This is a genomic window from Clostridium sp. AUH-JLR23 (genome assembly GCF_964238065.1).
Taxonomy (GTDB): domain Bacteria; phylum Bacillota_I; class Bacilli_A; order Erysipelotrichales; family Coprobacillaceae; genus Allocoprobacillus; species Allocoprobacillus merdigallinarum.
The window spans coordinates 1-5,443 of the sequence record NZ_CAXSKY010000032.1 but is presented as its reverse complement, the minus strand read 5'-3'; the positions used below and the strand labels follow the sequence as shown (position 1 = coordinate 5,443).

At 29.7% G+C, this 5,443-nt stretch carries 6 protein-coding genes; all 6 read right to left on the bottom strand.

What is annotated here, in order from left to right:
- Positions 1 to 114: 114 nt before the first annotated feature.
- The 6 genes from ACESR5_RS11935 to ACESR5_RS11910 all read right to left on the bottom strand — a co-directional run bounded on the left by ACESR5_RS11935 (position 115) and on the right by ACESR5_RS11910 (position 5,130).
- Positions 115 to 1,023 (bottom strand): histidinol-phosphatase, encoded by a 909-nt coding sequence (locus tag ACESR5_RS11935; RefSeq protein ID WP_373155976.1) that lies wholly within the window; start codon positions 1,021 to 1,023, stop codon positions 115 to 117.
- Positions 1,010 to 1,744, bottom strand: coding sequence for a tRNA pseudouridine(38-40) synthase TruA (gene truA, locus ACESR5_RS11930; RefSeq protein WP_087245410.1), 735 nt, complete (start codon positions 1,742 to 1,744; stop codon positions 1,010 to 1,012). The genes ACESR5_RS11935 and truA overlap by 14 nt, the downstream gene beginning before the upstream one ends.
- A complete protein-coding gene (locus ACESR5_RS11925; protein WP_087245408.1) occupies positions 1,741 to 2,541 on the bottom strand; it encodes an energy-coupling factor transporter transmembrane protein EcfT in 801 nt (266 codons plus the stop codon). Before ACESR5_RS11925 ends, truA begins: the two co-directional genes overlap by 4 nt.
- Positions 2,534 to 3,385, bottom strand: a complete 852-nt coding sequence (locus tag ACESR5_RS11920) for an energy-coupling factor transporter ATPase (RefSeq protein ID WP_087298024.1) — start codon at positions 3,383 to 3,385, stop codon at positions 2,534 to 2,536. The genes ACESR5_RS11925 and ACESR5_RS11920 overlap by 8 nt, the downstream gene beginning before the upstream one ends.
- Complete coding sequence (locus ACESR5_RS11915) at positions 3,361 to 4,191, bottom strand: energy-coupling factor transporter ATPase (protein WP_373155973.1); 831 nt, start codon at positions 4,189 to 4,191, stop codon at positions 3,361 to 3,363. The genes ACESR5_RS11920 and ACESR5_RS11915 overlap by 25 nt, the downstream gene beginning before the upstream one ends.
- An 81-nt stretch (positions 4,192 to 4,272) precedes the next feature.
- Positions 4,273 to 5,130 (bottom strand): MurR/RpiR family transcriptional regulator, encoded by an 858-nt coding sequence (locus ACESR5_RS11910; RefSeq protein WP_087298022.1) that lies wholly within the window; start codon positions 5,128 to 5,130, stop codon positions 4,273 to 4,275.
- Positions 5,131 to 5,443 lie beyond the last annotated feature (313 nt).

Sequence of the window (5,443 nt, the reverse complement as noted above, 5' to 3'; positions counted from 1 at the left end):
GCAATTTGAAATTCAACTCCCACAAGAAGAGTTGAATTTAAATATACAAAGTGGAATTTAGTTTTTCATTTCACCTTTTTTAATATAACAAAAAGAAAAAGAGAGGCAGATAAATTATCTTATATCATACTCCCCTTGAAATTTTTCAAAATGTCCTTGTAAAAAATCGAAATGGTCAATAACATTGAGATTATGTTCTTTACAAAAATCTAGCATCTGCTTATACATCGCTTCATTAAAATCAGAAGGATCATGAGCATCAAATCCTAAAATAACATCATTTCCTACTTCTCCTGCAATTTTCCAGAAGTGTGTATTTGGATATGCATAAATCATCTCTCCATTAACGTTTCTTAAGCCTCTTCTTATTCCTCCTGCATTTACTTCTAAAGGAATGTTTAACTCTTTCGCTTTTTCACAGATTCTTTGCGAAACTGTTCTCGCATCTAAATCAAAATCTTTATATCCTATTAAAAACAAATCAGGATGAGCTAAATAACTAAATAATCCTGTTTCTAAAGCTTTTTCAACATCATTACAATATTGATAAATATCTTTTTTCTTCATATTCTCTTTGCCATAATAATCACTATGAACACAATGTTTATGAAAATGATGCCCTAAAATCAAATAATCAACTTTATGCTCATATAATAAGCTTTGATAATAATCAAAATATTCTTCTAATCCTTCAGCTTCAAAACCTTTATATATCCTTATTTGGTCCTGATATTTATCTTGACATTCTTTAATTTTATCCAAATAATTTTCCATATCTGGATAAGGCATTCTCATACTAGGTCCATTTTGAATAAAAGCATGAACAAGTGATAAAAAGCTTCTAGGTCCTCTTATAGCTACAAGAGATTTCAAAAGATGCTGACGATAGTGTGGTAATGGAACATGCTCTGATATTCCTAATTCTTCAATCCCCATCTTAATAGCTGAACATACCATTTCCTCTTCGCTTCCATTAGCATGTCCACAACGATAGGTATGTGTATGAAAATTAGTCTTCTTCATAATACACCTCCTGCAAATATAAACCTTGTGGTTTGGCCTTAAAAAGACATTTTTTTTGACCACAACTTTCTAACATTTCTAAAAGTTGTTCCTTTTGAATACGTTTAGCTCCAACTTGAATGATACCACCAACAAGATGTCTAACCATATAACGTCTAAATCCATTTCCAATTAACCGAAAGGTAATAATACCATCCTTTTCTTCAATATCAAAATGATATAGAGAACGAATTGTATTCCCATATTGATCATAACAGCAAAATGACGCAAAATTATGTTCTCCTATAAAAATTTTTGCTGCTTCTCTCATTAATTCAATATCTAAAGAACGGCCATATTGATAAATGTAATTGGTTTGAAATGGATCATATTCTTTTGTATTTAATAAATAACGATACTCTTTCTTAACTGCACTATATCGTGAATGAAAATTTTCATCAACATATTGAGCATCTAAAATGTAAATATCATTAGGTAAAAAGTGATTAATGGCTCTTTTCCATTGCGTTTCCGGTAATCTTTTTTGTGTATCAAAATGAAATACCTGATGAACTGCATGGACTTTCGCATCTGTTCTTCCTGATGCATGAATAACAGTTTCTTCTTCATTAATTTTTTTAATAGCTTTTTGTATTTCACCTTGAATTGTACGTTCATTATTTTGAACTTGGAAACCATGAAAACGTGTCCCATCATAACTCACAATACATTTGACTCTCATAAAACAAAACTCATTATAACCATAGCTATACATATTGCAATGACACATAAAAATGAAATTGTATCAGACAATTTCCATACAAGTTGTTTATATCTTGTACGTTTAGCTTCTGGATTATAATTACGACTTTCCATAGCATTGGCTAAATCTTCTGCTCTTTGAAAAGCTGAAATAAACAAAGGAATAATAAGTGAAACGATTGATAAAATCTTTTCTTTTAAACTCCCTTCTGAAAATTCTACACCTCGGCTAGCTTGTGCTTTCATAATTCTTTGCGTTTCTTCTAATAAAGTTGGAATAAATCGCAATGCAATAGAAATCATCATAGCGACTTCATGAGTAGGAAATCCAATTTTTTTAAAAGGTGACAGAAGATGTTCTATACCTAATGTTAAATCTAAAGGTTTTGTCGTAGCAGTTAAGATCGTTGTCATAATAATAATAAGAATCAATCTAATAAATATATATACAGTTTGTAAAACTGCCTGATCATAGATCTTAATGAAACCTATTGAAAACAATAAATTTCCCTGTTGAATAAATAACAAATTAAAAATCATTAAAAATGCCATCATAAATAGCATTGGTTTTACGGCTTTGAGAACCTGTGATACTTTGATATGTGATAATAGTGTCATAATAATCACAAAAGTTCCTAAAAGGGCATATCCAATAAATCCTGCATCAAAGAAAACAGCAATTAACAGTAATAAAAGTGCACCTATTTTTAATCTAGGATCTAAACGATGAATAAAACTATCAATAGGCAAGTATTTCCCAAACATCATATTATTCATGTAATTGACCTCCTATTTCCTGAATCAATACATCAATATCTTTAATAGACGGATCAATATGAAATCCATTTTTATTAAGTTCTAAGATAAATGATGTAATAATAGGTAAATCAATACTCAATGATGTTAAATACTCTGTTTCTTTAAATAGTTCTTCAACAGATACATGTCTTTCAACTTGACCATGATTCATCACAACAACATCATCACAATATTCTAAGACTTGATTCATATCATGAGAAACAAGAATAACCGTTTTACCTTCCTGATTCACTTTTTTAAAAAGCTGTAACATTTCTTTAGCACCCTGTGGATCTAATCCAGCTGTCGGCTCATCTAAAATTAAAATATCTGGATCCATTGCTAATATTCCTGCTATCGCTATACGACGTTTTTGTCCTCCAGACAAATCAAATGGAGAACGCTCTAAGTAAGATTCATCTAATCCTACTAATTTGATAACTTTTTTTGCAATTGAAATAGCCTCTTCTTCACTAACACCAAAGTTTTTTGGTCCAAAAATAATATCTTTTAAAATTGTTTCTTCAAATAATTGATACTCAGGGAATTGAAAAACAAGCCCTGCTTTTTTTCTAAGAGGTTTTAAAGAAGATGGTTTATCCGTTGCCGTAATCAATATATCTTCTACATTGACTTCTCCTGATGTAGGAAGTAATAAAGCATTGATATGTTGAATCAATGTTGATTTACCACTTCCAGTATGACCAATCAATGCTGTCATACTCCCCTTTTGAATATTAAGATTAACTCCTTTTAAAGCATGATATGCAAAAGGGGTATCTTGAGCATAAATATGTTCTACTTCTTTAAATGTAATCGACATAATTCATTCACCAACTTCTCTCTATCAATTTGCTCTGTAATAGATATTCCCATTTTTTGTAAACCATGGCTGATTTTATAAGCAAAAGGAATATCTAAAGCCAAGCTCTCTATTTCTTCTTTTTTCATTAACACTTCTTCAGGTCGTCCTTCATCTACAATATGTCCATCACTTAATAAAATTACATAATCAGATAAAGCTGCTTCTTCTATATCATGAGTAATGGAAACAATCGTCATATTCTTATCTTTATTTAATTGATGGACTAAAGCGTTAATTTCGTTTCTTCCTTTAGGATCTAACATACTTGTTGCCTCATCTAAAATAATAATAGATGGGCTCATAGCTAAAATACCAGCTATTGCTACCCTTTGTTTTTGACCACCTGATAATTTTGTAGGTTCGTGATCCAAAAACTCATACATATTGACTTTCTTTGCATATTCATTGATAATATCATCCATCAATGCAGGATCTACACAATTATTTTCTAATCCAAAAGCAATATCATCTCTTACAGTCGCACCAATAAATTGATTATCAGGATTTTGAAAAACAATTCCTATTTGACTACGTACTTGATTTAATGTTTCTTCTGTTAATGGAATTCCACCAATAACTATCTCTCCAGATTTTTTTTCTAACAATCCCATCAGTAATTTCGCGATAGTACTTTTTCCACTTCCATTATGTCCTAATATTGTCGTATATGATCCTTTTTCTATAGTAAAAGAAATATCATCTATTGTTAAAGTATCTTCATCATATCCAAAAGATAAATGTTGAACATTAATAATTTTTTCCATACTCATCCTCCAAGTAGTTCAATTTTAGTATGATTTATAGTAGTTGTCAACCATCTTGTTACAACAATAAAAAATCTTAATTTACATGAATTCTTCATGTTGGGTATTATCTAATTCTTTCGCTATTTGTATACAATTATCCAGATTCTGTTGATAATGTATTGAAAAAATACAACTATACAGAATATCCAATATATATTTTAAAGACAAGCTACTAGCAAAATCTGCAATCTTTGTATAAATTAATTCTCTTGATGACATTCTTAAAGTCACATCTGCTAACAAAGACAACTCATTATCTTCTAAATTTGTAATAGCAATAATTGAAGTTTGTTTTTTTCTTAATGTTTCAATCAGATGTTTTATATGGGGAGCATGTCCCGAATATGAAATAATGATTGCACAATGATTTTGATCACTCATTAAATATGTTGAATCAAGTTCATCACTTAATGAACATAATTGAACATGTCTATGAAGAATATACATGCGTTCTTGGAATGAGCGGACTATATGCATATGAACTGATCGACTATAAACATCTATATACTTGCAGTTGCGTAATAAGCGGATAGCTTTTTGTAAATCATCATGACTTATAAGTGAATATGTATCTTGAATTGTTTCCCTTTCTAAAACACACAAATTGTACGCAATATTCATTATGTCGTCATTAACTACAAAGGGAATATTTGCGTCCACTTCTTGATTGAGATAAAGATAATCTAATTCTTTCAAATAAGCTTCTTTAAATTCATTCCATCCATCAAAGCCTAATTTCTTAGCTATACGTATAAAAAGAGGCGATGATGTATATGTTTCATTAGCAATCTGTGCAATAGTCATATTTTTAATGTCTTTGCCTTTTTTTAAAATATAATCAATAATGATTGATTCACTTGGTGAAAAATGTGTCTTTTCTATCTTATGGATAAGCATATGACCACCTCTTGTATGACATTATAAAGCAATTTGTTATCAGTTGCAAAATAAAAACACATCGCTGATGTGCTTTTATTTTGTAATGAAAACAGAATTCATCTATTTTTCATATGTTGTTCTTGCATTTTCTATAAATGACCTTTTTATGAAATCAATCATTTTACCTATCATCATATTTTAATAATAAGATATCATATAATGCAAAATTCAAATCATGCAATTCATAAAAAAAGGGACAAAATAAATTTTGTCCATGGCGATTAATCATCTTTGATGATTATCGCTTTTTTGTATTGTATAATCATCTTAG

What these genes read in the sequence shown, in the direction of transcription:
- ACESR5_RS11925 (WP_087245408.1), bottom strand. Translation starts at nt 2,541, where the DNA reads ATGAATAATATGATGTTTGGGAAATACTTGCCTATTGATAGTTTTATT.
- ACESR5_RS11915 (WP_373155973.1), bottom strand. Translation starts at nt 4,191, where the DNA reads ATGGAAAAAATTATTAATGTTCAACATTTATCTTTTGGATATGATGAA.
- ACESR5_RS11910 (WP_087298022.1), bottom strand. Translation starts at nt 5,130, where the DNA reads ATGCTTATCCATAAGATAGAAAAGACACATTTTTCACCAAGTGAATCA.
- ACESR5_RS11920 (WP_087298024.1), bottom strand. Translation starts at nt 3,385, where the DNA reads ATGTCGATTACATTTAAAGAAGTAGAACATATTTATGCTCAAGATACC.
- truA (WP_087245410.1), bottom strand. Translation starts at nt 1,744, where the DNA reads ATGAGAGTCAAATGTATTGTGAGTTATGATGGGACACGTTTTCATGGT.
- ACESR5_RS11935 (WP_373155976.1), bottom strand. Translation starts at nt 1,023, where the DNA reads ATGAAGAAGACTAATTTTCATACACATACCTATCGTTGTGGACATGCT.